We start from the raw sequence: 24,693 nt of genomic DNA, 5'->3' as shown, positions 1-24,693 counted from the left end.
GTCTCGGCGTCCCGCCGCACGGGACAGGTTTCGTTCACGCATCAAGGGCAACCCGGAGGGCATGTCCCCTAGATACAGCAACGGTACCGCCGGCCGCGTCATCGCGATCGTCGCCGACGTCATGGCCCTCATTCTGGGTCTGTGGATCCTGATGTACCTGCTGGACGCCAACCGGGCGAACGACTTCGTCCAGTTCGTCCACGACGCGGCCCGCTGGCTGGCCGGCTGGTCGTACGACCTGTTCACGTTCGACGAGGAGTGGGCGCGCGTGGTGGCCGGTTACGGCCTGGCGGCGGTCGTGTACCTGTTCGTGGGTCACGCCATCGCGGGCCGGGTCCAGCGCCACTGAGGCGGCCGGACCCCTCAGCCGCAGCAGTCCGGGTCCAGCCCCGTCGGGAGGCGGTCCCCGCCGAACACGGCACAGGTCGCCTCGTGCCCGCCGAGTGCCGCGACGGCCAGGAGCAGGGAACCGGCGGTCCAGGTCGTGAGTTCGCGGGGCCATATGGCCTTGTCCTCGAAGACGTACCCGGTCCAGTACAGCCCGCTCTCGGCGTCCCGCAGATGCTGGATCGACTGCAGGATGTCCAGTGCCCGGTCGGACTCGCCCATCGCCCACAGGGCCAGGGCGAGTTCGGCCGACTCGCCGCCCGTCACCCACGGGTTCGGCACGACACAGCGCACCCCGAGCCCCGGCACGACGAAACGCTCCCAGCCCTCCTCCATACGGGACTTGGCCTCGGCGCCCGTCAGCGCGCCGCCCAGTACGGGGTAGTACCAGTCCATGGAGTAGCGGTCCTTGTCCAGGAACCGCTCCGGGTGCCGGCGTATCGCGTGTCGCAGGGCGCCCGCCGCCAACTCCCAGTCGGGTTGCGGCTCTTCGCGCTGTTCGGCGATGGCGAGCGCGCACCGCAGGGCGTGGTGGATCGAGGAGGAGCCGGTCAGCAGCGCGTCCTGTGTCGCCGTGCCGTCGTCGTCGCGTCGCCAGCCGATCTGTCCGCCGGGCTGCTGGAGTTGCAGGACGAACTCGATGGCGGCGTAGACGGACGGCCACATGCGGTCGAGGAAGGTGTCGTCGCCGGTGGAGAGGTAGTGGTGCCACACGCCGACCGCGATGTAGGCGACGAAGTTCGTCTCGCGCCCGGTGTCCGTGACGTCGTCGAAGGCGCCGTCCGCGTAGGCCGCGTACCAGGAGCCGTCGTCGTTCTGATGCGTCGCCAGCCAGGTGTACGCCCGCTCGGCCGCCGTGTGTTCGCCGGCGGTGTCCAGTGCCATCGCGGCCTCGACGTGGTCCCAGGGGTCGAGGTGGTGCCCGCGGAACCACGGGATCGCCCCGTCCTCCCGCTGTACCGCGAGGATGCCGGCCACGGTCGCGGCGGCCTGCTCGGCGGTGAGGACCCCGGGCAGGACGAGGTGTTCTGTCCGGGGGGTGGTCACTTGGCGGCCGCCTCGGAGGTCTCGGAGGTCTCGGACAGCCGCGGCAGGTGCGGCTTGGTGGCGTACGCCACGAAGCTCTTGCCGATCAGCGGGTTCAGCGCCTGTTCGGCGACCCGGGTGGCGAGCGGCTTCTTCATGATGTCCCAGACCAGCAGCTTGTGGTACGCCCGTACCGGCAGCGCCTTGTCGTTGTCGACGCCGAACGCGCACTTCAGCCACCAGTACGGGGAGTGCAGCGCGTGGGCGTGGTGGGTGCCGTACGGCTTCAGCCCGGCTTCCCGGATCCTCGCGAGCAGTTCGTCCGCCTTGTAGATGCGGATGTGGCCGCCCTCGACCTCGTGGTACTCGTCGGACAGCGCCCAGCACACCTTCTCGGGGCCGTAGCGCGGGACGGTGATGGCGATCCGGCCGCCGGGCTTGAGCACTCGCACCATCTCGGCGAGGACGCCCTTGTCGTCCGGGATGTGCTCCATGACCTCGGAGATGATCACGACGTCGAAGGACTCGTCGGGGAAGGGCAGCGCGAGCGCGTCGCCCTCCATCGCCGTGGCGGTGGCGCCCTCGGGGGCCTCGCCCGCCTCCTTCATCGCCGCGAACCACTTCGCGACCTCGCGGATCTCCTCGCCGTTCTGGTCCAGCGCCACGACCTGGGCGCCGCGCCGGTAGCACTCGAACGCGTGCCGGCCGGCACCGCAGCCGAGGTCCAGGACGCGGTCGCCCGGGGCGAGCGGGAACCGGGAGAAGTCGACGGTCAGCACGTGGCCCTGCCTTCGGGGTTGGATGCGGCGAGTTGCTCGGTGGCGAATGTGGGGGATGCCGTGGCGCGGTCCGGTGTCGTCTCCGCGAGGGGCGTGGGTGTCCCCCCGCCGGAGCGGATCCGGGACTGCGGGAGCGCGATGGCCTCGCGGTACCGGGCCACCGTCCCCTCGGCCGCCCGCGCCCAGGTGAAGTGCCGCAGCACCCGCTCACGTCCGGCGGAGCCGAGCCGCGCCCGCAGCTCCGCGTCGCCCAGCAGCCGGCTCAGGCCGGCGGCCAGCGCCCCCGCGTCCCCCGGCGGCACGGCCAGGCAGGTCTCGCCGTCGCGCCCGGCGACCTCGGGGATCGCGCCGCCGGTCGTGGCGACGAGCGGTGTCCCGGTGGCCATGGCCTCGGCGGCCGGCAGGGAGAAGCCCTCGTACAGCGACGGCACGCACGCGACCTCGGCCGAGCGGACCAGGTCGACGAGCTCGGCGTCGGAGATGCCCTTGACGAACTCGACGACGCCTTCGAGGCCGTAGCGCTCGACGGCCTGCGCGACCGGACCCTCGGTGGGCCGCTTGCCGACGACGACGAGATGGGCGTCGGGGTTCTCGGTGCGGACCTTGGCGAGCGCCTCGACGAGGAAGACCAGGCCCTTCAGCGGGACGTCCGCGCTGGAGGTCGTGACGATGCGGCCGGGGACCCGCCGTACCGACGGATCCGGCGAGAAAAGGTCGGTGTCCGCGCCGATGTGCACCACGTGGACGCGGTCCTGCGCCACGCCGAGATGGTCGACGATCTCCTGACGCGAGGTGCCGGAGACGGTGAGGACGGACGGCAGGCGGCGCGCCACGCGCTTCTGCATCCGGGTGAAGGCGTACCAGCGCCGCACCGACATCCGCCGCCGCCAGCCGTCGGCCGCGTCCAGCTCCAACTGGCGGTCCACGGTGATGGGGTGGTGGATGGTGGTGACGAGGGGCGCGCCCACGTCGCCCAACAGGCCGTAGCCCAGGGTCTGGTTGTCGTGGACGACGTCGAAGTCGCCGCGCCGGGCGCGCAGCAGGCGGCGGGCGCGCAGCGAGAAGGTCACCGGTTCGGGGAAGCCGCCGGTCCACATCGTCGCCACTTCCAGCGCGTCGATCCAGTCGCGGTACTCGTCGCGTCCGGGCGTGCGGAAGGGGTCGGGCTGGCGGTAGAGGTCGAGGCTGGGGAGCTCGGTGAGGGTCAGCCGGCCCGCGTACTCCGCGCCCTCGTCGAGGACGGGGTAGGGCTGGGAGCCGATGACCTCGACCCGGTGGCCGAGGCGGGCCAGCTCGCGGGAGAGGTGGCGTACGTAGACGCCCTGGCCGCCGCAGAACGGGTTCCCTTTATAGGTGAGAAGCGCGATGTCGAGCGGTCGCTCGCCGTCGGCGGCAGGGTCCTGTGGGGACCCGGCCTCCCTGGCCTCAGCGGTCACTCTGGGCCCCCTTCTCCCTGCACGGTCCCGCGAGATTACGCCGGGACGCTAATCTAGAACAAGTTTCAGACTTGATCGTTCAAGAGGCTCTGAATCTACCGGCAGGTAGCGCCGCTGTGAGCGATGGATCAGGTGATTCACGCCACGACCGACGCGCTGGCATGCTCTGTCCGGTCACTCACCCTCACCGACTGTCACGGAACGGGATCCATGCCTGCGGAAGCCAGTAGCGCGAGCCCCTCCTCCCCGCCTCTCACCGAGCGGCAGGAGGCCCGTCGCCGACGCATCCTGCACGCCAGCGCGCAGCTCGCCAGCCGGGGCGGCTTCGACGCCGTCCAGATGCGGGAGGTCGCGGAGTCCTCACAGGTGGCGCTCGGCACGCTGTACCGCTACTTCCCGTCCAAGGTCCATCTGCTGGTCGCCACGATGCAGGACCAGTTGGAGCACATGCACGGCACGCTGCGGAAGAAGCCGCCGCAGGGAGCGACGGCGGCCGAGCGGGTCGCGGAGACCCTGATGCGGGCCTTCCGTGCCCTGCAGCGCGAGCCGCATCTGGCCGACGCGATGGTCCGCGCGCTGACCTTCGCCGACCGCAGCGTCTCCCCCGAGGTCGACCAGGTCTCCCGCCAGACCACGGTGATCATCCTGGACGCGATGGGCCTGGAGAACCCGACGCCCGAGCAGCTGTCCGCCGTCCGGGTCATCGAGCACACCTGGCACTCGGCCCTGATCACCTGGCTGTCCGGCCGCGCGTCGATCGCCCAGGTGAAGATCGACATCGAGACGGTGTGCCGGCTGATCGACCTGACGAACCCGGAGGGGCGCGCCTAGGGTCCGCGGGCGGATCGGCGCCAGGGGAGCTCGCACCCGGGCACGAGAAGGACCCACGAGACGGGTTCCCTTCGCCGGCATGGTCCGGATCAGGTGCTGGGGGTCGCCTTCCGGTCGTACGCCGCGTACGGCCTTCCGGCCTCTCAGCCCGACCGTCGACGTCGGCACCGGCGGAAACCCTGTGTCTCTCGCCAGAGTCGGCTACTCCGGTCGGACTCCCTCACTCGCCTCGCAGGCCGACTTCCAGAATAGAACGAATGCCCGGAAATGAACCCGTCCCGAGGAAGATTTCTGGCGCTATTCCTCGGGCGGGAACACCGGCTCCCCGCTCCCGAGCAGCGTGATCACGATCGCCTCGACGGGGCAGCTCTCCGCCGCCGCCAGGATCTGCTCGTTCGCGTCGGTCTCCGGGTCGGCCGGATGGGACTGCCGGCCGGTGTCGAGGCGGAAGCCGTCGGGGGCGTGGTGGACGCACTGGGCCGAGCCGATGCACACCGACCGGTCGACCTCGACGTGCCAGCGGTCACCCATCCCCTACGCCTCCCAGCCCGCGGGGAGGTGGATCATCTTGTGCTCCAGATACTCGCCGAAGCCCTCGGGCCCGAACTCCCGCCCCAGACCGGAGTTCTTGTAGCCGCCGAACGGGCCCAGCATGTCGAGGCTGAAGGTGTTCACCGAGTACGTCCCGGTGCGGACCTGCCGCGCGATCTCGATGCCGTGCCCGGTGTCGCCGGTCCAGACGCTGCCGCTGAGGCCGTAGTCGGAGTCGTTGGCGATCTTCACGGCTTCGGACTCGTCGCCGTACGGGAGAAGACAGATCACCGGCCCGAAGATCTCCTCGCGGGCGATCCGCATGGAGTTGTCGACGTCCCCGAACAGCGTCGGCTCGACGTACCAGCCCTTGTCCCTGCCCGCCGGGCGCCCGCCCCCCGTCAGGATCTTCGCGCCCTCCTCCTGCCCGATGCGGATGTAGTCGAGGTTGCGGCGCTGCTGCCGCTGGGCGACCAGCGGTCCCACCTGGGTCGCCGGGTCGAGCGGGTCGCCGACCACCAGTGCGCCGGCCGCCGCGGCGAAGGCCTCGGCGAACTCGTCGTAGCGGGAGCGCGGGAGCAGGATGCGGGTCTGGGCCACGCAGGCCTGGCCGTTGTTCATCCAGGCCGCGGGGACGACCCCGGCGACGGTCGCCTCGACGTCCGCGTCCGGCAGGACCACGGCCGCCGACTTGCCGCCCAACTCCAGGGTGACGCGGGTGAGATTGCGGGCGGCGACCTCCATGACGCGCTTGCCGGCGGCCACGGAGCCGGTGAAGGAGACCTTGTCGACCGACGGATGCCCGACGAGGTACTCGCTGACCTCACGGTCCGCCGGCAGGATCGAGAGCACGCCCTCCGGCAGCCCGGCGTCCTTCGCGATCTCGGCGAGGAGATAGGCGTCGAGCGGCGACTCGGGCGACGGCTTGAGGACGACCGTGCAGCCGGTGAGCAGTGCGGGCGCGAGCTTGGCGGCGGCGACGAACTGCGGGACGTTCCAGGGGACCACGGCGGCGACGACCCCGACCGGCTCACGCCGTACGAGGATCCTGCCGAGGACGCCGTCGCGGGTCTCCTCGTAGGTGAAGTTCCGCGCGACCGTGATCGCCGCGTCCCACACCATCATCGCGCCGAGGGCCTGGGCGAGGACGCTCCAGGAGTAGGGGGAGCCGTTCTCGGAGGAGATCACGCGGGCGATCTCCTCGTGCCGCACCGCGATCCCGTCCTTGATACGGGTGACGACCTCGATCCGCTCGTCGAGGCTCATGCGCGGCCAGGGCCCCTCGTCGAACGCCTTGCGCGCCACGGCGACGGCCCGGTCGACGTCGGCCGGCGAGGCGTGCGGGACGCGTCCGATGACCTCTTCGGTGTGCGGCGAGACGACCTCGATGACGTCCTTGCCGAGGGGGTCGGTCAACTCCCCGCCGATGAACAGCTGTCCGTGTTCCACGAGCTCGGTCATGGCCGACTGCCTCCCCGGAGCGTGACTCTGACGATCCATCAGATCTACCGCACTGATACCAGTTCCGTCCGAAGTAGTCCACGGAGCACACGTAGATGACTCGGGCTCCCATCGGAACCTGTTCTAGTTATAGTGATCCGGTCGGCCGGAACGTGTCGCGGCGATTGGGGAACCCATGACGCAGATGTACGACCACGGCGGCGGTGTCCGATCCATCGAGGTCCCCATCCCCGACAACCCTCTCGGCCACACCCTGGTGTACGTCGTCGACACCGACCGGGGCCCGGTGCTCGTCGACACCGGCTGGGACGACCCGACGTCCTGGGACACGCTCGCCGAGGGCCTCGCGGCGTGCGGCACGGCGCCCGGTGAGATCCACGGCGTGGTGATCACCCATCACCATCCCGACCACCACGGCCTGTCGGGCAGGGTGCGCGAGGCGTCGGGGGCCTGGATCGCGATGCACGCGGCGGACGCGGCGATCGTACGGCGCACCCGCACGACCCGCCCCGACCGCTGGTTCACCTACATGGCCGCCAAACTCACGGCGGCCGGCGCCCCCGAGGCCCACGTCGCGCCCCTGCGCACGGCGCGCCGCCCCGGCACCCTGCCCGGCTTCACCCCGGCCGACCCCGACCGCGAGATCGTCCCCGGCGAACTCCTCGACCTCCCCGGCCGCCGCCTGCGCGCGATCTGGACACCGGGCCACACGCCCGGCCATGTCTGCCTGCACCTGGAGGAGGACCACCCGACGCGCCTCCCGGGCCACGGCCGCCTGTTCTCCGGCGACCACCTGCTCCCCGGCATCACCCCGCACATCGGCCTGTACGAGGACCCCGACGACAGTGGGGGTGCCCCCGCGCGAGCGTATGCGGGCGTGGGGGAGGTCACGGACCCGCTGGGCGACTACCTGGCCTCCCTGGAACGCGTCGCCGCCCTCGCCCCCGCCGAGGTCCTCCCGGCCCACCAGCACACCTTCACCGACGCGCCGGCCCGCGTCCGCCAGCTGCTGACCCACCACGAGGACCGCCTCACCGACCTCCTCACCCTCCTCGCCACCCCCCTCACCCCCTGGCAACTCGCCGAACGCATGGAGTGGAACCGCCCCTGGTCCCAGATCCCGTACGGCTCCAGAAACATCGCGATAGCGGAGGCGGAGGCCCATCTGAGGCGGCTGGTGAAGCTGGGGAGAGCGGAGGCGGTGGCGGGCAGTGGGCCGGTGGCTTATGTGGCGGTGTGAAGCCGACCAGGGCGGCCACGCCCGCAACAGGGGTTCAGGGCACCATGAACGCCATGAACCGCGCTGAGCCTCCGCCCCCGCCGCCCCCCTTGGACCGTCTCCTCGCCGAGCGCGCCTGCGAGCGCGTAGTCATCGAGTTCGTGCACCGCCTCGACCTCGGCGAACCGGCCTCCGTCGCCGAGTTGTTCACCGAGGACGGTGTCTGGGCATGGCCGGCCGGCGACCGGTCGGTCAAGGGGCGGGAGGCTCTTCGTGAGTACTTCGGCTCCCGTCCCGCCGACCGGCTCTCGCGCCGCGTGATGGCCAACATCCTGGTGACGGTCACGTCCGCGGACACCGCGCAGGCGACCTCGTACTTCACGACGTACCGCGTCGACGGCTACACGGGCGGCATCGTCCCGCCCGGCCCTCCGGTCCAGGTCGGCCACTACCAGGACGCCTTCCACCGCACGTCGGACGGCACCTGGCTGCTCACCGCCAGGACCCTCCATCTGCCCTTCGGCGGACCGACCCCGAGGACCGGCGCCTAGTCACGCATGAAGGCGCGGATCAACGCTTCGGCGTCGCCGAGGAGTTCGACCTCGCTCTGCGACATCGTCGGGTTGGCGGCCCGTCGTCGCAGCGCCTCCGTGATGCCGTCGTGTGTGAGGTGGGACGGGTCGGCGAGGAGGGCCGTAAGGATGGCGCGGGCGGGCTCGGCGATGGGTTCGTCGCCGACCGCGACCTGGGCGAGGATCACGGCGGAGGTGCCCCAGTCGAGACCGGCGTCGCCCTCCTCGGTGTTGTTCCAGTCGATGACGTAGGGGCCGTCGGGGGTGAGGATGACGTTGTCGGGGTGGAGGTCCAGGTGCAGGACACAGGCCCCGGGCCGGCGCGCGGGGACTCCGTGCAGCTGCCGCAGCAGCCGGGCCAGGGTGCCGCCCGCCTCGTCCGCGTTCATGGCCCCGGCACTCAGCGCCTCCAGCATCGTCGGCCCGGGCAGCCGCTGCATCACGAGGTCGGTCCTCGAGGAGTCGGCGAGGCGGACGCGGGGCGCCGGGAAGCCGTGGGCGAGGACATGCGCCATCACCGCCCCCTCGGCGAGCGCGTCCCCCCACCCCTCCCGGTCGCGGCGCAGTACCCACGCCCCGTCGATCTCGTACACGTCGGCGGTCCGCCCCGTCCCGAGCAGCCGTCCCACCGGTCCCCGCATCGCCTCTGCCCCCTCCGTCACGGGCCGAAGGTACCGGTCGCACGGGCGGCCCCGAGGGGCCGGGTTACGGGCGGGTAGAGTGTCGCCGTCGTCATCACCCCCGTACATGGGAAAGCCGGTGCAAATCCGGCGCTGACCCGCAACCGTGAACCGGTCGTCGTCGAAGGCCGGTGAGCCGGATCGCCGTGTACGGGAAGTGACCGGCTCACGTGCCCCGGCAGTCGGCCGGAGTGCGGCACCGTCGAGGTATACGGAGCCGAGCCGCCGGGGTCTCCCCTGTGCTGCCCGGTTCCTCTGAGGGAAGGGCACCCGCCGATCATGTACGTCCGCCGCAGCGCCGCGGTCCTGGCCGCCGCCGTCGTGATCGGCGCCGCCGCGCCGGCCATAGCCGCCGACTCCTCCGCGTCGCCCTCCCCCTCCGCCTCGCCGAAGCCGCAGTACCCCGCCGAGCTGTACGGCACCACCGACCCCACCTACGACGGCGTCTGGCGGCAGTCCCTCGCGCTGCTCGCCCAGGACACCGCCGGGGTGAAGCCGGCCAAGGGGGCCGTGGAGTGGCTGGTGGGGCAGCAGTGCGCCAACGGGGCCTTCGCGCCCTACCGTGCCGACGCCGCCACCGCGGACTGCGAGGCCAAAACCCCCGTCGACACCAACAACACCGCTGCCGCGGTCCAGGCGCTGGCCGCCCTCGGTGGACACGACGCCGCCACCGCCAAGGCCGTGACCTGGCTGAAGTCCGTCCAGAACAAGGACGGCGGCTGGGGATACATGCCGGGCGGGGCCAGCGACACCAACTCCACGTCCGTGGTGATCGGTGCGCTCGTCGCCGCCGGTGAGAAGCCGGCGGACGTCCGCAAGGACGGTAAGACGGCCTACGACGCGCTCAACAAGCTCGCCCTGCCCTGCAAGGACGACGACGGCGGCGCCTTCGCCTTCCAGCCCGACAAGAAGGGCAAGCTGCTCGCCAACGCCGACGCCACCGCGGCCGGCGTCCTCGGCTCGCTCGGCAAGGGCCTCGTCGTGAGCCCCGGCAAGGACGCGCCGGCCACTCGATGCGTCAGCGAGGGCCTCCCCGCCTCGCAGCAGGCCGCCGTCAACGGCGCCGCCCACCTCACCGACGCCCTCGCCAAAAACGGCCACCTCACGTCCACCCTCCCCGGCGCCGAGGACCAGCCCGACTACGGCAACACCGCCGACGCGGTCGTCGCGCTGGCCGCCCTCTCCGGTGCCGACGCCGCCGCGAAGCCGCTGCGCTGGCTGGAGCAGAACTCCGCGAAGTGGGCGGAGCAGAGCGGCCCCGCCGCCTACGCCCAGCTCATCCTCGCCGCCCACGCCACCGGCACCGACCCCCGCGACTTCGGCGGCGCCGACCTGGTCGAGCAGCTCAACGCCACGGGTCCCGCACCGCAGGCCGCGACCAAGGCCACGGACGAGGCCGAGAAGAAGGACGCGAAGAAGGACGACAGTCCCTTCGGTGTCTGGTGGTACGTCGGCATCTTCCTCGTCGTCGGCATCGGCATCGGCTTCCTGCTGAGCGGGCGCAAGAAGGGCCCGCAGGCGTGATCCGTCGCGTGCTCGCCCCGCTCCTGGCCGCGCTGGTCCTGCTGACCGGCGCGGCTCAGGGCGCCCACGCGGCCGGCTATCGCTACTGGTCGTTCTGGGAGCGCCAGGGCGGCACCTGGATCTACGCCACCCAGGGCCCCTCCCTCGCCCGTCCGTCCGACGGCGACGTCCAGGGTTTCCGGTTCGCGGTGAGCGAGGACTCCAAGGACGCGACACAGCCCAGGGGCGCGGCCGAGTTCGCGGTGATCTGCGCCAGGACGCCCGCCGAGGACGGCAGCAAGCGGGTCGCCCTGGTCATCGACTTCGGTACGGCGGCCGACGCCCCCTCGGGCGAGACGCCCCCCGCCCGCCGTACGGCCTGTGCCCGGGTCGCGCCCGACGCGACGACCGCGGACGCCCTGGCGGCCGTCGCCAAACCCCTGCGCTACGACACCAACGCACTGCTGTGCGCGATCACCGGGTATCCGCGGAAGGGCTGCGGGGACCAGGTGGCGGGCGACGGCGGGAAGACCGGTGAGCCGGCGCCGACCGGGCGGACGGCCACCGCCGCCGAGGACGACTCGGACGGCGGGCTCTCGCTGGGCCCGGTCGCGGGCATCGCCGTGGTGGTGGTGCTGGGGGCGGCGGCGGTCTGGCAGGCACGGCGGCGCAGGGATGCCTGAGCGCTCCTTCGGCCAGGGCGATGCGCGGCTGAGCCTCGGGGCCGGGACGGGCCGTCGGCCGTCCGCGGCCCCGCCGTCGCGGGCCGCCCGGTTCCCCGCGACGGCGCCCCGTCGCGGCGCCGCCACCCCTTCCCTCCACCCGGGCGCCTGGTGGCTGTGGGCCCTCGCCCTCGGCACCGCCGCCACCCGCACCACCAACCCCCTTCTCCTCGCCCTCCTCATCGCGACCTCCGCCTACGTCGTCGCGACCTGCCGCCCCAACGCCCCCTGGGCCCGTTCCTACGCCGTCTTCTTCAAGCTCGCCCTGGCCGTCCTGCTGATCCGGCTGGTCTTCGCCGTGGTCCTCGGCTCCCCGCTCCCCGGCACGCACGTGATCGTCGAGCTCCCCGAGGTCCCCCTCCCCGACTGGGCCCAGGGGATCCGGCTGGGCGGCAAGGTCACCGTCGAGACCGTCCTCATCGCCTTCTACGACGGCCTGCGCCTGGCGACCCTCCTCATCTGCGTCGGCGCGGCGAACTCCCTCGCCAACCCCGCCCGCCTCCTCAAGTCCCTGCCCGGCGCCCTCTACGAGATCGGTGTGGCGGTGGTCGTGGCCCTCACCTACGCCCCCCACCTCATCGCCGACGTCCAGCGTCTGCGCGCCGCACGCCGGCTGCGCGGCCGGCCCGACCGCGGTGTCCGGGGCCTCCTTCAGGTCGCGCTCCCGGTCCTGGAGGGCGCGTTGGAACGGTCGGTCGCGCTCGCCGCCGCGATGGACGCGCGCGGCTACGGCCGTACCGCCGACGTCCCGCCCCGCGTGCGCCGTACGACCAATGCGCTCACCCTCGGCGGCCTGCTGGGGATCTGCGCCGGAACGTACGGGCTCCTCACCGCCGAGGGCGGCACCTACGGTCTGCCCCTCCTCATCGCCGGAGTCGCCGCCGCCCTCGCGGGTCTGCGCCTGGGCGGTCGCCGGTCCCCGCGCACGCGGTACCGGCCGGACCGGTGGGACGCCCGCGCCTGGCTGGTCGCCGGTTCCGGCGTTTCGGTCGCCGCCCTGCTGACCCTGGCCGCGGACCGCTCCCCCGAGGCCCTGGACCCCGGGGTGATCCCCCTGGTCGCCCCCACCTTCCCCCTGTGGCCCGCGGCGGCGGTCGTCCTCGGCCTGCTCCCGGCCTTCATCAGCCCCACGCCCCAAAACCCCGCGCCTCGCAGCCCCGCACCCCTCCGCACCCCCGCCGCCCCCAAGGAGCCGTCGTGATCCGCTTCGAGAGCGTCTCCGTGACGTACGACGGTGCCGCGGAACCCACCGTCCAGGGTGTGGACTTCGAGGTTCCGGAGGGTGAGCTGGTGCTGCTCGCGGGCCCGTCCGGCGTCGGGAAGTCCACCGTGCTCGGCGCGGTGAGCGGGCTCGTGCCGCACTTCACCGGCGGTACCCTGCGCGGCCGCGTCACGGTGGCCGGCCGGGACACCCGTACGCACAAGCCCCGCGAACTCGCCGACGTGGTGGGCACGGTGGGCCAGGACCCCCTCTCCCACTTCGTCACGGACACGGTCGAGGACGAGCTCGCCTACGGCATGGAGTCCCTCGGCCTCGCGCCGGAGGTGATGCGCCGCCGGGTCGAGGAGACCCTCGACCTGCTCGGCCTCGCCGATCTGCGTGACCGTTCCCTCGCCACCCTCTCCGGCGGCCAGCAGCAGCGCGTGGCGATCGGTTCGGTCCTCACCCCGCACCCGAGCGTCCTGGTCCTGGACGAGCCGACGTCGGCCCTGGACCCGGCCGCCGCGGAAGAGGTCCTCGCGGTCCTCCAACGCCTGGTGCACGACCTCGGGACAACGGTCCTGATGGCCGAGCACCGCCTGGAGCGGGTGGTGCAGTACGCCGACCGGATCGTCCTCCTGCCCTCCCCCGGCACGCCCCCGCTCCTCGGCACCCCGGCCGACATCATGGCCGTATCCCCGGTGTACCCCCCGGTGGTGGCCCTGGGCCGCCTGGCGGGCTGGACCCCACTCCCCCTGACGGTGAGGGACGCCCGCAGAAGGGCGAGCGCCCTACGCCAGCAACTCGACCAACGGCACAGCACCACCCCCCACGGACACGCCGAACCACGGCAACACCCCGAGGAGCCGACCGGCGACGCCCTGAAGGGGCGCGGGGAACTGCGCGACCAGCCACAGACGACCGGCGGCCGCCAGCCCTCCGCACCCCCCGAGCTCTCCGAGTCCTTGGGCACCCGCACCCCCCACCGCCGCCGATGGTTCAGGCGGACGCGGACACGCACCCCGCAGACCACTCCCGCGTCCCCCCACGCCGCCGAAGTACAGGCCCTCTCCGTGACCCGCGACCACATCCGCGCCCTCCGCGGCATCGACCTCACGGTCACCCCCGGAGAGACCGTCGCCCTCATGGGCCGCAACGGCGCCGGCAAATCCACTCTGCTCACCACCCTGGTCGGCCTGGTGGAACCCACCAGCGGCTCGGTCGCCGTAGGCGGCGCCGTACCGCACCGCACGCCACCCCGGGACCTCGTCCGCCGCGTAGGACTCGTCCCGCAGGAGCCCCGCGACCTCCTCTACGCCGACACGGTCGCCGCCGAGTGCACCGCCGCCGACTCCGACGCGGGCGCCGAACCCGGCACCTGCCGGGCCCTGGTCTGCGAACTGCTCCCGGGCATCGCGGACGACACCCACCCCCGCGACCTGTCCGAGGGCCAGCGCCTGACGCTCGCCCTGGCCGTCGTGCTGACCGCCCGCCCGCCCCTGCTCCTCCTCGACGAGCCGACCCGGGGCCTGGACTACGCGGCGAAGGCCCGCCTCGTGACGCTGCTGCGCGACCTGGCCGGCCGGGGCCACGCGATCGTGCTGGCCACCCATGACGTGGAGCTCGCCGCCGAGCTCGCGGACCGGGTCGTCCTGCTGGCCGAGGGCGAGGTGATCGCCGACGGCCCGACCGCGGACGTCGTCGTCTCCTCCCCCTCCTTCGCGCCGCAGGTCACCAAGATCCTCGCGCCGCAGCAGTGGCTCACGGTCACGCAGGTGCGGGAGGCACTGTCATGAGCGACACCAAGAGCTCCCGGCGCCGGACTCGCCCGGTCCACCTCGGCCCCCGCTCCGTCGCCGCTCTCGCCCTCGTCAGCGCCGTCGGTGTCGCCGCCCTGATGTGGCCCTTCCTCGCGCCGCCCGAGTCGGCGGTCGTCGCGCACAGTCAGGACGCCCCCTGGTTCTTCGCCTGCCTGCTGGTGCTGCTCGTCGCGGTCGTCGGGGCGACGATCTCCGAGTCGGGGCTCGGCCCGAAGGCGGTCGCGATGCTCGGGGTACTGGCCGCGACGGGAGCCGCGTTGCGCCCGATCGGTGCCGGAACCGCCGGTCTGGAGCCGATGTTCTTCCTCATGGTGCTGAGCGGCCGCGTCCTCGGCGCCGGCTTCGGCTTCGTGCTCGGCTCGGTCACGATGTTCGCGTCGGCGCTGCTCACGGGCGGGGTGGGCCCGTGGATGCCGTTCCAGATGCTCGCGATGGGCTGGTTCACGATGGGGGCCGGGCTGCTGCCGGACCGGGACCGGCTGCGCGGCCGGGGGGAACTCCTGCTCCTGAGCGCGTACGGCTTCCCGGCGGCCTTCGCCTACGGCGTCGTCACGAATCTGGCGGGCTGGACCTTCATCAAGGGGCAGGCCCTGTCCATCGGCTTCTCCGAGCACGCCTCGGTCTCCGAAAACCTGGCCCACTTCGTCGCGTACTGCCTGGCCACCTCGGTGGGCTGGGACCTGGGGCGGGCGATCACCACCGTCGTGCTGACGCTGCTCCTCGGCCCGGTGATCCTCCGGGCCCTGCGCCGGGCCACTCGCCGCGCCGCTTTCGAGACCCCGGTCACGTTCGACGCACCCGCACGGTGAGGGCTCACGCGCGGACCGTCACCCACCCGGTGAAGCACCCCACATGACCCACGTCACCTACGATTCACCATAGTCGGACAAATCGGATGTCATGCACGCGTCCGCACCGCTTCTGACCTGCACATAGAGAGCCACGTCACACAAGCCGCCGACCCCCCGCATACGACCACAACTAGCAAAAGGGCTCATTGCGGACACCCTTCCGGCCTGTTTCTCTGGATGACGTCGCACGGCGCCGACGTGCCCACTGGGCCGCGGCGCCGACGCATGCCACCACCTCGTATCGCGGGGCGCCGGCACGCACACGACACCTTGTCCCCGAAGAAAGGCTCCCCGTGTCCGCTGTTTCTCTCCTCCGCCGCGCCTCCGCCCCGAAGAAGGCCCTCGCCGGTGTCACCCTGGCCGCTGCCGCCGCCGGCACGCTGTTCGCCGCCGCGCCCTCGCAGGCCGCGACGACCGGGTCCTCCTCGGCGCAGGCGATAGCGAAGAAGATGATCTCGGACTCGGGCGAGTACCAGTGCTTCTCCAAGATCGTGGACCACGAGAGCGACTGGAACGTCAACGCCACCAACTCCTCCTCCGGCGCCTACGGCCTGGTCCAGGCCCTGCCGGGCAACAAGATGGCCTCCGCCGGCTCCGACTGGAAGACCAACCCGGCCACCCAGATCGAGTGGGGCCTGGACTACATGAAGGACCGCTACGGCAGCCCGTGCGGCGCCTGGGGCTTCTGGCAGTCCAACGGCTGGTACTGAGCCGACCCGGCCCCAGCCCCAAGAACCGAAGGCGGCGACCCCCGATCCCCGGGGTCGCCGCCTTCGCCGTGTTCTCCACCCCGCCCCAAGGGCTGTCATGGGAGCCTCTCGGAGCGATGCCGAGGTATCAACCTGGGGAAAGCCTGAAATGACCACCCGGGTCCCCCGAGGTGATCACCGTTAGCTCCGGAGATCCCTAATTCGTCAGAAGGACGTGCCGGCTTGGAAGAGTGCAGTCCGTTTCTCTCCTCGACACCACGACCCTCAGAATCGTCAACTGCTCCATTCGACGGCCACTCTTGCGTACTTGCAGTGTCGAGAGTCAGAGAAATCACGCTAACCTGAGGTGAGAGCGGCCAGACGGGGGCGCATCGTCGAGCTCGTCCGTCCGGAGATCAGCCCGAAGTCCAGCCTCCCAGCGGAGATGTGATGATGAGTCGACTCACGGTAGTGGTCACCGGCGCGGCGACCCCGGGAATCGGCGAGGCAGTCACCCGTCGCCTGCTCAGGGACGGCTATCGGGTGATCGGCACTTACGGGAAGCAGGACAGCGAAAGCGCCGAACAGCTGCTCGAGGACGTGCGAGAGCGGGAGTGGGACTGCAAACTGATCCCCCTCGATCTGAGTGACCGCAACGCTCTGAACGACTTCGTTTCCGACCTCGACGAAGAGGCGTGCAGCGAGAAGTGGAATATCCACGCGCTCGTCAACACCGAGTACTACTTCACTCGCGAGGATCCCGACAAGTTCAATCACGATGAGTGGGACCGGAGCATGGCCGTCAACCTGACGGCTCCCAACTATCTTGTGCGGGAACTGGGTCTGCGGCTCGCGGATCAAGGCGCGATCGTGACGGTCACGAGCACCGAGGCATTCGTCGGTTCGTACGGCGCTTCCGCCTATGCCGCATCGAAGGCCGCCATTCACAATCTGACTCAGTCCTGGGCCAACACGATGCCCCGAGAGATCAGAGCCAACGCCGTGGCCGCTGGGTGGATCGATGGCGCCCTCAATGACAAAGTGAACGACAAATCAAGTGAAGTCACCCCCTTGGGGCGTTCGGGTAAACCGGACGAGGTGGCCGCTGCGGTCGCCTTCCTCCTTTCCGAACAGGCCAGCTTTGTGAACGGCACCGTGCTGACGGTGGACGGCGGGTACACAAGTGCCGACACCGTGTCGAAATTCGAGTATGAGCTGACGCGGCAGCCGTAGAGACCGATCGGGGCACATGGGGGTGGGGTGGCGGAAAACGTCAGTGCTCAGGGTCTTTCGGACGAGGGTGCAGAGCTGATCCATGCCCTTCTGGACCAGGTCCCGGTGAGCTTCTGGATGTCCCGCGGCCGAGACGGCGACTATGAGATCGTCCTCTGGAATGCCGCAGCCGGCCGCATCTACGGCTACAGCAAAGAAGAGGCCATCGGCACCAGCTTTCTCGACCTTTTCGTCGACGAACCCCAGAAGGACCAAGCCCGGGAAGACGCGGATCGCATCATCGCCGGCGTCCCCCTCATCGTTCCGGCCGTGAACTGCATCGCGATCGACCGGGACAGGGAGGGCAACCCCGTCGCACTCCTGACCAACGCCTTCCGGGTCGAGTTCATGGGGGAGTTGTTCCAGGCCGAGCTCGCCGTGGACCTCACTCCCAGCAGGTTCCTGCAGCACACCGATGCCTACTACCGGGCCAAGCGCGAGGGACCCGACCATGCTCCGCTGCGTACCCTCGAAGCCTTTCTGGACCACATCACCGAGCTGAACTCCCGCCAGCTGGCTCTGTGGGGGCGCACCTTTGCCCATGAGATCCGCAGCGAACTCGTGCCCCTGCGGCAGGCGTTGTGGCAGCTGGCGTCGGACAATCCGGCGCTGTCGGAAACGGACGAGTTCCGGGACATCGAGCGGTCCGTGGGTAGCCTGCGCCTGCTGTCGGACAACTTCCTGTCGTTCCAGGCCAGCTTCCAACCAGACCTACGGACGGGCAGGACACAGGACTTCGCCCGTCGTGGCGGCTTCGATCTCCTCGAAACCGTGCGTGAGGTCGTCTCCGAGTTCGCCTACTCCGCCACACAGCTCGACACGGACATAGCACTGCTGCCCGGGGATGCAAGTCAACTGGCACGCACTCGGCTGCTCGGCACCCGTGAAGCCTTCACGAACACCATGCGCAATGTCCTGAGCAACAGTGTGAAGCACTACGACGGTTCGGGCACGGCCGAGGACAAGCGCATCACCGTCTCCCTGACACGCGGCAAGAGTTTCACGGAGATCGCCGTGCGAAACCCCGGCCAGATTCCGCAGTCCCAGCTCGACCACGGCTTCGAGCCGTTCTACAAGGACGCGCAGAACCCGTCGGAGGGCATGCACCTCGGGTTGTCGATCGCGCATCAGTGGACCAAGGAGGTCGGCGGAAGGATCTCCATCGCCAACGAGGCCGACCAGGTTCTGGTCAGCATCATGTGGCCATGCGACTCCCATGGAGACGCGTAGATGTCGACACCGCAAACTCCACTGGCGGGCAAGACCATCGCCTTCATCGACGACAGATACGACATCAACCGATACTTCTTCGCCGCCATCAGGCGGGCGGGGGCGCACCTGCGGCACTGCAACTCACTGCGTCAGGCCTGTGTCCTGTTCGAGTCGCGCGATCAGATAGACGCGGCGGTTCTCGACCTGCACATGAGCCTTCCCGAGCCAGTGCCCGAGGCTCTGGACACCTACGCCGCCATCTTCCGCGGAAGTCACGCCGGCTACCGACTGGGCGTACAGGATCTCAACGCAGGCCAAGTACTGGGCATGTACCTCAGCGCCCAGAACGGCCACCGGCGGATTCCGTTCATCTACCTGTCGGCGGTGGCCGACTCGTTCGTCGCGATGGATGAGGCTCACCCATGGCAAGGTCGGCCTGCGTTCGACAAGTACGAGACCAGTCCTCAGCAACTCATCGCCGTTCTCGAGGAGATGCTGCGTGCCGATCCTTGACGCATCGGCCACTGCGCGGGCGGCCGAACCGGACTATGACTTCACCTGGCTCGGGGAGAGCGAAGCCTGGTACACGTTCCTCTGGCTGACGTCGCTGGTCGTCGCGGCGGTGCTGTGGAGATCCACGCGCGAACGCCTCGCGCGTCGGATTGCCCTGACGATGTGCGCGGTCTTCGGAGTCACACTCGCCGCGCCCGCCCTGTACGGCGTGACCGTCAGATTCACAGAAGCGGAGGCCGGCGGGTCCGACCTTTCCATGGCCATCTTCAGCGTCGTGGCCACCCTGATCTCCGGCTATTCCCTCTACGTCGTCACCGTGGTGGATCGTAAGCGGGACGAGGTCGAGCAGAGCATCCGAGATGTGAACAGGCTGATCGGTGAACTCAGTGCTCAGAACAGCGAACAGCAGCAGGATCTGGAGAACACCCGTCGGCAGTTGGCCTTGCAGGACCTGCGCATCGCCCTGTTCCTCGCCGTGAGTGACGAGATCGAGACTCTCGATGAGGACGGCGCGACCCAGTCACGGAACCGGGCCATGACCCTGCGGCTCGTGCAACGGCTCCTGGCCCGCCATGCGTTCTCCGAGATCGTCTTCGACCTGCGCGAACTGACCTCCATCCTGCATCGCCGTCCCACCATGGTCTCGCCCGAGGTGAAGGTCCGGATCCGCTCCTATCTCGACCTCCTGATCCAGTGTTCAGCGGCGCCGGACGCCGAGCATGTTCCCTCCATACGAGAACTCTCCGATCGGCTGAACCACCCCGGCGAAACCGGTCAGCCCTCGACGGGACTGCCGTAGAGGTAATCGTCGAGATCCGCCGGGCGCGTGGATTCCGGGCATTCCTGGGTGTAGTAGTTCATGGCTACGACGATTCGAGTGGCACCACCCGTCACAGCACGCACATAGTGCGGATGCGACCTGCCGTCGAAGAAGACGAGATGCCCTTTCTGCGGATAGATCACCGAGCAGTCCTGGTCGACCTCGGCCACGCTCCGCGACCGGACATTGTGCGCGATGGCCAGCTCGCCGCCGGCTTCGGGCCAGTGACTGGTCGCGTAGAGCAAGCCCGCTATCGGGTTGGTGTCGACGTGACATTCACTCCTGTCACCACCCGGATCCTGAACGTTGAGGACGACGGCGTAGCGGCGATCGCTCGCCGCCGTCACTGCACGCCGAGCAAAACGCTCTCCCAGCTCCCGGAACAAGCCGCCGTAGAGGTCGACAATCCAGGGAAGCTCCTCCCCGACCACGGCGCCTCGGACCGTGCTTGTCCGCAGTGCAGAAGTTCCGTTCTGTTCCCGGGAAGTGGAATGCGGAGGCGTAAGAAGCCTGTCTGTCTGATTCTTGCGAACAACCTCAGCAATTTCGGTGTCCCAATGGACGGGTAGCTGCGAGGTCACATCGAAGGTGGTCCACCCGAACATCTCCCCCCACCCTTCATGATCGCCGTATCGTCCCCTACGGCGCGGGTTCCAGGGTAGCCGTGCAACGTTACTGAAGTTCCCGTTCTCGGCCTGGTTGTCACGCTTTTCCGAAACGGCGGGCGGGCGGGGCCGAATTCACGCGAACGATGCCGCCCGGCCCGATGCCGGAGCGGCCCGGCCGGAACTCACGGCGCGGCCTGCACGGCGCGTCGCGGGGGAGGCAGGAACGGGGCGTAGGGATAAGGGGTGCTCCTGCCTCCCTCGGGGCGGGTCAGCCGCTGCTGACCTGGAGTTCCTTCACTCCGTTGATCCAGGCGGAGCGAAGGCGGCGAGGGTCGCCGACCAGGCGTAGATCCGGCATGGCGTCGGCCACCGCGTTGAAGATCAGGTCGATCTCCAGCACCGCCAGGGACTTGCCCAGGCAGTAGTGCGGGCCTCCGCCGCCGAAGCCGAGGTGGGGGTTGGGGTCGCGGGTGATGTCGAAGGCGTCCGGGTTGTCGAAGACCTCGGGGTCGTGGTTCGCCGAGGCATAGAAGATTCCTACCCGGTCGCCCTTCTTTATGCGCTTCCCGCCCAACTCCGTGTCCTGGGTCGCCGTGCGCTGGAAGGAGACCACGGGCGTCGCCCAGCGGACGATCTCCTCCGCGGCCGTCTCCGGGCGCTCCCTCTTGTAGAGCTCCCACTGCTCGGGGTGGGTGAGGAAGGCGTGCATGCCGTGGGTGATGGCGTTGCGGGTCGTCTCGTTGCCCGCCACGGCCAGCATCAGCACGAAGAAGCCGAACTCGTCGGAACCCAGGTTGCCTTCGTCCTCGGCCGCCACCAGCGTGGTGACGATGTCCTTCGCCGGGCACGCCTTGCGGTCGGCGGCCATGTTCATCGCGTAGGCGATGAGTTCGGTGGCCGACTCGGCGCCGACCTCCTCGGTGATGGCGTACTCGGGGTCGTCGTACGCGATCATCTTGTTGGACCAGTCGAAGATCTTGGCCCGGTCGTCCTGCGGGATGCCGATGAGCTCGGCGATGGCCTGCAGGGGCAGTTCGCAGGCGACCTCGGTCACGAAGTCGAACGGGCCGGCGTGCTCGCGGGCGTTCGCGGCGATGGCGAGCGCCCGGTTCCGCAGGCGTTCCTCCAGGGCGCGGATGGCACGTGGGGTGAACACGCGCTGGACGATCTGGCGGACCCGGGTGTGCTCCGGCGGGTCCATGTTCAACAGGATCAGGCGTTGCGCGTCGATGGCGTCGCGCTCGATGTGTTCGTTGAAGCGGATGATCGCGGTGTTGAGGGTCGACGAGAACAACTCCGGGTGCGTCGAGACGTACTTGACGTCCGCGTGCCGGGTCACCGCCCAGTAGCCCTCGTCCTGGAATCCGGCCACGTTGGCCGGCTGCGGGATCCAGCGGACCGGTTCGGCCCGGCGCAGCTCGGCGAACTCCGGGAGGGGTACGCGGTGGTGCAGCACATCGGGGTCGGTGAAGTCGAACCCGTCGGGAAGCGCTGGACAGGACATCGGCAGCTCCAGCCATCTGACGGACCATCAGAACAGGGTTGCCGCGAAGGTAGTAACGGGTTCTACAAGTGGCAAGAGGCGCGGCACCCCCAATCCGGTGCGGAATTCGTGCAGATCTCCGCAGATCAAGACTCCGGAGCGTGCACGACCCTTGCGGTGACCGACATCACGTCAGCAGACTGCAAGGGGAACTAGAACACGTACTAGTTCTTGGCGGAAAGCCGAGGAGAGCCGAGAGGACCCCGCACCCATGGCTGCCGAACCCGTGATCGTCGAAGCAGTGCGCACCCCCATCGGCAAGCGCGGCGGCGCGCTCGCCAACCTCCACCCCGCCTATCTCCTGGGCGAGACCTACCGCGAACTCCTGGGCCGTACGGGCATCCCCGCCGACTGCGTCGAGCAGATCGTCGGCGGCACGGTGACCCATGCCGGCGAACAGTCCATGAACCCCGCGCGCACGGCCTGGCTGACCATGGGCCTGCCCTACGAGACGGCGGCGACGACGGTCGACTGCCAGTGCGGGTCCTCGCAGCAGGCGTCGCACATGACCGCCAACATGATCGCGGCGGGCGTCATCGACGTCGGCATCAGCTGCGGCGTCGAGGCGATGTCCCGGGTTCCGCTGGGTTCGGGCTCCAAGCACGGGCCGGGCAAGCCGTTCCCCGACGAGTGGAACGTCGACCTGCCCAACCAGTTCGAGGCGGCCGAGCGCATCGCCCGGCACCGGGGGCTGACCCGGGAGAACGTCGACTCCCTCGGGCTCGTCTCGCAGGAACGGGCCGCCGCCGCCTGGGCCGAGGAGCGGTTCAAGCGGGAGACCTTCGCCGTCCAGGTCCCGACGACCGAGGAGGAGCAGCGGGCCGGGCAGGGCATGTGGCGCCTCGTCGACAAGGACGAGGGGCTGCGCGACACGTCCATGGAGGCGCTGGCGGGCCTCAAGTCCGTCATGCCGACGGCTGTTCACACGGCCGGCAACTCCTCACAGATCAGCGACGGCGCCTCGGCGATCATGTGGGCGTCGAAACGGATGGCCCGCGCGCTGAAGCTGCGGCCGAGGGCCCGGATCGTGGCGCAGGCCCTCGTGGGCTCCGACCCGCACTTCCACCTCGACGGACCGATCGACGCGACCAAGGCCGTGCTGGGCAAGGCCGGGATGTCCCTGAAGGACATCGACCTGGTCGAGATCAACGAGGCGTTCGCGTCGGTCGTGTTGAGCTGGGCGCAGGTCTTCGAGCAGGACCTGGAGAAGGTCAACGTCAACGGCGGCGCGATCGCCCTCGGGCACCCGGTGGGAGCCACCGGGGCCCGGCTCATCACGACCGCGCTCCATGAACTGGAGCGGGCGGACAAGGAGTTCGCGCTGATCACGATGTGCGCGGGCGGCGGACTGGCCACCGGCACGATCATCCAGCGGCTGTAGTCCGGTCCAGGAACGCGGTGAACGCGGTGGGCTCGAAGGTGAGGATCGGGCCCACCGTGAGCTGGTGCGTGACCGGGGTCCGGTCCTGCTGGACGCGGTGGCCGACCAGTGGGGCGTGGACGCCGGCGGGCGTCGGGACGGCAGGACCGTGTGGTTCGAGTGCGGAACCACACGGTCGGGGTTCACCGGCTCACCGTCAGCCCTTGGCGGGCTCCAGCTTGATGCTGAAGTGACGGAGGATCGGTGACTGCTCGGTGATGCGGTAACCGTGCACCGAGCTGGGGTCCTTGGCTATGTCGGCCAGGGTCTGGGCGACGTGGTCGTAGTGGCTGCGGGTGTAGACCCGGCGGGGCAGGGCGAGACGTACGAGTTCGTAGGGCGCCGACTTGACCGGGTTGCCGTGCTCGTCCTCCTCGCCGAGGTAGAGGGAGCCCAGCTCGGCCGAGCGGATGCCGCCGCGCAGGTAGAGCTGGCAGGCCAGCGAGTGGCCGGGGTACTGGTGGGGCGGGATGTGGGGCAGCAGCCGCCCGGCGTTGAGGTACAGGGCGTGCAGGCCGGCCGGCTCGACGATGTCGACGCCCGCGTCCCGGATGCGCTGGGCGAGGTGGCCGGCGATGTCGGCGCGCTCGGCCAGGTAGGAGGGCTCGGTGACCTCCTGCAGGCCCTGGGCCATCATGTCCAGGTCGCGTCCGGCGAGGCCGCCGTAGGTGGCGAAGCCCTCGGTCGCGATGAGGAGGCGCTCGCACTTCTGGGCGAGCTCGGGGTCCTTCAGGCCGATGAAGCCGCCGATGTGGACGATGCCGTCCTTCTTGGCGCTCATGATGCAGCCGTCCGCGAGGCGGAAGGCCTCCTCGGCGACCTGGCGCGGGGTGCGGTCCTGGTAGCCGGGCTCGTGACGGGTCACCAGCCAGGCGTTCTCGGCGAACCGGGCGGCGTCGAGGATCATGGGGACGCTGTGGCGCCGGCAGAGGTCGGCGGTCCGGCGCAGGTTCTCCATGGAGACCGGCTGTCCACCGCCGCCGTTGTTGGTGATCGTCATCACCACGGCGGCCACCGGGGACTCCTGCTGGTTCTGGAGGATCTGCTCCAGCGCCTGCAGGTCGATGTTGCCCTTGAAGGGGTGGGGGCTGTCGAGGTCCTTGGCCTCGGGGCAGGGAATGTCGCGGGCCTGGCAGCCGACGAGTTCCACATTGGCGCGGGTGGTGTCGAAGTGGGTGTTGGACACCACGGTGCTGCCCGGGGTCAGGAGCGAGGTGAACAGGATGCGTTCGGCCGCGCGGCCCTGGTGGGCGGGCAGGAGGTGGGGGTAGCCGGTGAGTTCGCTGACCGTCTCGTGCCAGCGGTAGAACGACCGGGAGCCGGCGTAGGACTCGTCGCCGTTCATACCGGCGGAGAGCTGGGCGGCGGAGATCGCGCCGGTGCCCGAGTCGCTCAGCAGGTCGATGGTGACCTCGTCGGCGCGCAGGTCGAACAGGTTGTAGGAGACCCGTCGCAGGGCTTCCTCACGCTGCTGTGGGGTGGTGAGGGGGATGGGCTCGACGACCTTGATCCGGTAGGGCTCCACGGCTCCTTCTTTCTGATGCTGCTCGGGCATTCCGATACTGCGCGGGCGACCTTGTGACGCTGCGCGGGCTTT

General features: G+C 70.1%; 24 protein-coding genes and 1 riboswitch. Of the genes, 15 read left to right on the top strand and 9 right to left on the bottom strand.

The window, feature by feature from the left end; all coding sequences use genetic code 11:
- Window positions 1-61: 61 nt before the first annotated feature.
- The gene (locus ACGFW6_RS43780; protein ID WP_393522991.1) at window positions 62-349 is read left to right on the top strand and encodes a hypothetical protein; all 288 of its coding nucleotides are present in this window, start codon (window positions 62-64) and stop codon (window positions 347-349) included.
- 14 nt (window positions 350-363) lie between these two features.
- Here ACGFW6_RS43780 and ACGFW6_RS43775 read toward each other — a convergent pair whose 3' ends face one another.
- The 3 genes from ACGFW6_RS43775 to ACGFW6_RS43765 are packed head-to-tail and all read right to left on the bottom strand — an operon-like array spanning window position 364 to window position 3,628.
- A complete protein-coding gene (locus tag ACGFW6_RS43775; protein ID WP_393522988.1) occupies window positions 364-1,434 on the bottom strand; it encodes a prenyltransferase in 1,071 nt (356 codons plus the stop codon).
- Window positions 1,431-2,192, bottom strand: a complete 762-nt coding sequence (locus ACGFW6_RS43770) for a class I SAM-dependent methyltransferase (protein WP_393522985.1) — start codon at window positions 2,190-2,192, stop codon at window positions 1,431-1,433. Before ACGFW6_RS43770 ends, ACGFW6_RS43775 begins: the two co-directional genes overlap by 4 nt.
- Complete coding sequence (locus tag ACGFW6_RS43765; protein WP_393522982.1) at window positions 2,186-3,628, bottom strand: glycosyltransferase family 4 protein; 1,443 nt, start codon at window positions 3,626-3,628, stop codon at window positions 2,186-2,188. Before ACGFW6_RS43765 ends, ACGFW6_RS43770 begins: the two co-directional genes overlap by 7 nt.
- Window positions 3,629-3,838: 210 nt before the next feature.
- Between ACGFW6_RS43765 and ACGFW6_RS43760 the strand changes: the two genes are divergently transcribed.
- Window positions 3,839-4,459, top strand: coding sequence for a TetR family transcriptional regulator (locus tag ACGFW6_RS43760; protein ID WP_393522980.1), 621 nt, complete (start codon window positions 3,839-3,841; stop codon window positions 4,457-4,459).
- Window positions 4,460-4,756: 297 nt separating this feature from the next.
- Here ACGFW6_RS43760 and ACGFW6_RS43755 read toward each other — a convergent pair whose 3' ends face one another.
- Window positions 4,757-4,990, bottom strand: coding sequence for a ferredoxin (locus tag ACGFW6_RS43755; protein WP_093745839.1), 234 nt, complete (start codon window positions 4,988-4,990; stop codon window positions 4,757-4,759).
- Window positions 4,991-4,993: 3 nt separating this feature from the next.
- Window positions 4,994-6,451, bottom strand: a complete 1,458-nt coding sequence (locus tag ACGFW6_RS43750) for an aldehyde dehydrogenase (RefSeq protein WP_393522977.1) — start codon at window positions 6,449-6,451, stop codon at window positions 4,994-4,996.
- A gap of 175 nt (window positions 6,452-6,626) precedes the next feature.
- Here ACGFW6_RS43750 and ACGFW6_RS43745 point away from each other — a divergent pair, with 175 nt between their 5' ends.
- Window positions 6,627-7,691 (top strand): MBL fold metallo-hydrolase, encoded by a 1,065-nt coding sequence (locus tag ACGFW6_RS43745; RefSeq protein WP_393522974.1) that lies wholly within the window; start codon window positions 6,627-6,629, stop codon window positions 7,689-7,691.
- A 53-nt stretch (window positions 7,692-7,744) separates the two neighbouring features.
- Entirely contained in the window at window positions 7,745-8,221 is a 477-nt protein-coding gene (locus tag ACGFW6_RS43740) for a nuclear transport factor 2 family protein (RefSeq protein WP_393522972.1), read from the top strand.
- Here the strand turns inward: ACGFW6_RS43740 and ACGFW6_RS43735 are convergent.
- Window positions 8,218-8,883: a phosphotransferase gene (locus tag ACGFW6_RS43735; protein ID WP_393523026.1), complete on the bottom strand. Its 666-nt coding sequence runs from the start codon at window positions 8,881-8,883 to the stop codon at window positions 8,218-8,220. The genes ACGFW6_RS43740 and ACGFW6_RS43735 overlap by 4 nt on opposite strands.
- A gap of 71 nt (window positions 8,884-8,954) precedes the next feature.
- Window positions 8,955-9,086, top strand: a riboswitch (cobalamin riboswitch).
- A 115-nt stretch (window positions 9,087-9,201) separates the two neighbouring features.
- Between ACGFW6_RS43735 and ACGFW6_RS43730 the strand changes: the two genes are divergently transcribed.
- The 10 genes from ACGFW6_RS43730 (at window position 9,202) to ACGFW6_RS43685 (ending at window position 19,504) form a co-directional block, all read left to right on the top strand.
- Complete coding sequence (locus ACGFW6_RS43730; RefSeq protein ID WP_393522969.1) at window positions 9,202-10,446, top strand: prenyltransferase/squalene oxidase repeat-containing protein; 1,245 nt, start codon at window positions 9,202-9,204, stop codon at window positions 10,444-10,446.
- Complete coding sequence (locus ACGFW6_RS43725) at window positions 10,443-11,108, top strand: SCO2322 family protein (protein WP_393522966.1); 666 nt, start codon at window positions 10,443-10,445, stop codon at window positions 11,106-11,108. Before ACGFW6_RS43730 ends, ACGFW6_RS43725 begins: the two co-directional genes overlap by 4 nt.
- Window positions 11,101-12,348, top strand: coding sequence for an energy-coupling factor transporter transmembrane component T (locus ACGFW6_RS43720; protein ID WP_393522964.1), 1,248 nt, complete (start codon window positions 11,101-11,103; stop codon window positions 12,346-12,348). Before ACGFW6_RS43725 ends, ACGFW6_RS43720 begins: the two co-directional genes overlap by 8 nt.
- Window positions 12,345-14,144: an ABC transporter ATP-binding protein gene (locus ACGFW6_RS43715; RefSeq protein ID WP_393522961.1), complete on the top strand. Its 1,800-nt coding sequence runs from the start codon at window positions 12,345-12,347 to the stop codon at window positions 14,142-14,144. Before ACGFW6_RS43720 ends, ACGFW6_RS43715 begins: the two co-directional genes overlap by 4 nt.
- On the top strand, window positions 14,141-14,977 hold the full coding sequence (locus tag ACGFW6_RS43710; protein ID WP_393522958.1) for an ECF transporter S component: 837 nt from the start codon (window positions 14,141-14,143) through the stop codon (window positions 14,975-14,977). Before ACGFW6_RS43715 ends, ACGFW6_RS43710 begins: the two co-directional genes overlap by 4 nt.
- Before the next feature lie 335 nt (window positions 14,978-15,312).
- On the top strand, window positions 15,313-15,729 hold the full coding sequence (locus ACGFW6_RS43705; RefSeq protein WP_393522955.1) for a transglycosylase SLT domain-containing protein: 417 nt from the start codon (window positions 15,313-15,315) through the stop codon (window positions 15,727-15,729).
- Window positions 15,730-16,158: 429 nt separating this feature from the next.
- Window positions 16,159-16,941: an SDR family NAD(P)-dependent oxidoreductase gene (locus ACGFW6_RS43700; protein ID WP_393522952.1), complete on the top strand. Its 783-nt coding sequence runs from the start codon at window positions 16,159-16,161 to the stop codon at window positions 16,939-16,941.
- 27 nt (window positions 16,942-16,968) lie between these two features.
- Entirely contained in the window at window positions 16,969-18,210 is a 1,242-nt protein-coding gene (locus ACGFW6_RS43695) for a PAS domain-containing sensor histidine kinase (protein WP_393522950.1), read from the top strand.
- A complete protein-coding gene (locus ACGFW6_RS43690; protein WP_393522948.1) occupies window positions 18,211-18,705 on the top strand; it encodes a hypothetical protein in 495 nt (164 codons plus the stop codon).
- The gene (locus tag ACGFW6_RS43685) at window positions 18,692-19,504 is read left to right on the top strand and encodes a hypothetical protein (RefSeq protein WP_393522945.1); all 813 of its coding nucleotides are present in this window, start codon (window positions 18,692-18,694) and stop codon (window positions 19,502-19,504) included. Before ACGFW6_RS43690 ends, ACGFW6_RS43685 begins: the two co-directional genes overlap by 14 nt.
- Here the strand turns inward: ACGFW6_RS43685 and ACGFW6_RS43680 are convergent.
- Both ACGFW6_RS43680 and ACGFW6_RS43675 read right to left on the bottom strand, forming a co-directional pair.
- Window positions 19,480-20,130, bottom strand: coding sequence for a 2OG-Fe(II) oxygenase (locus ACGFW6_RS43680; RefSeq protein WP_393522942.1), 651 nt, complete (start codon window positions 20,128-20,130; stop codon window positions 19,480-19,482). The two genes, ACGFW6_RS43685 and ACGFW6_RS43680, sit on opposite strands and share 25 nt — an antisense overlap.
- A gap of 271 nt (window positions 20,131-20,401) precedes the next feature.
- The gene (locus ACGFW6_RS43675; RefSeq protein ID WP_393522940.1) at window positions 20,402-21,637 is read right to left on the bottom strand and encodes a cytochrome P450; all 1,236 of its coding nucleotides are present in this window, start codon (window positions 21,635-21,637) and stop codon (window positions 20,402-20,404) included.
- 250 nt (window positions 21,638-21,887) lie between these two features.
- On the opposite strand from ACGFW6_RS43675, the gene ACGFW6_RS43670 reads away from it, so the two are divergent.
- Window positions 21,888-23,057: a steroid 3-ketoacyl-CoA thiolase gene (locus ACGFW6_RS43670; protein ID WP_126902369.1), complete on the top strand. Its 1,170-nt coding sequence runs from the start codon at window positions 21,888-21,890 to the stop codon at window positions 23,055-23,057.
- Between the two features lie 196 nt (window positions 23,058-23,253).
- Here the strand turns inward: ACGFW6_RS43670 and ACGFW6_RS43665 are convergent, their stop codons facing one another.
- A complete protein-coding gene (locus ACGFW6_RS43665) occupies window positions 23,254-24,651 on the bottom strand; it encodes a tryptophanase (RefSeq protein WP_393522936.1) in 1,398 nt (465 codons plus the stop codon).
- Window positions 24,652-24,693 lie beyond the last annotated feature (42 nt).

It is taken from the genome of Streptomyces sp. Y7, assembly GCF_043195415.1.
Lineage (GTDB): Bacteria > Actinomycetota > Actinomycetes > Streptomycetales > Streptomycetaceae > Streptomyces.
The sequence above is the reverse complement of the archived record's forward strand: the minus strand, read 5'-3'. Positions and strand labels throughout refer to the sequence as shown.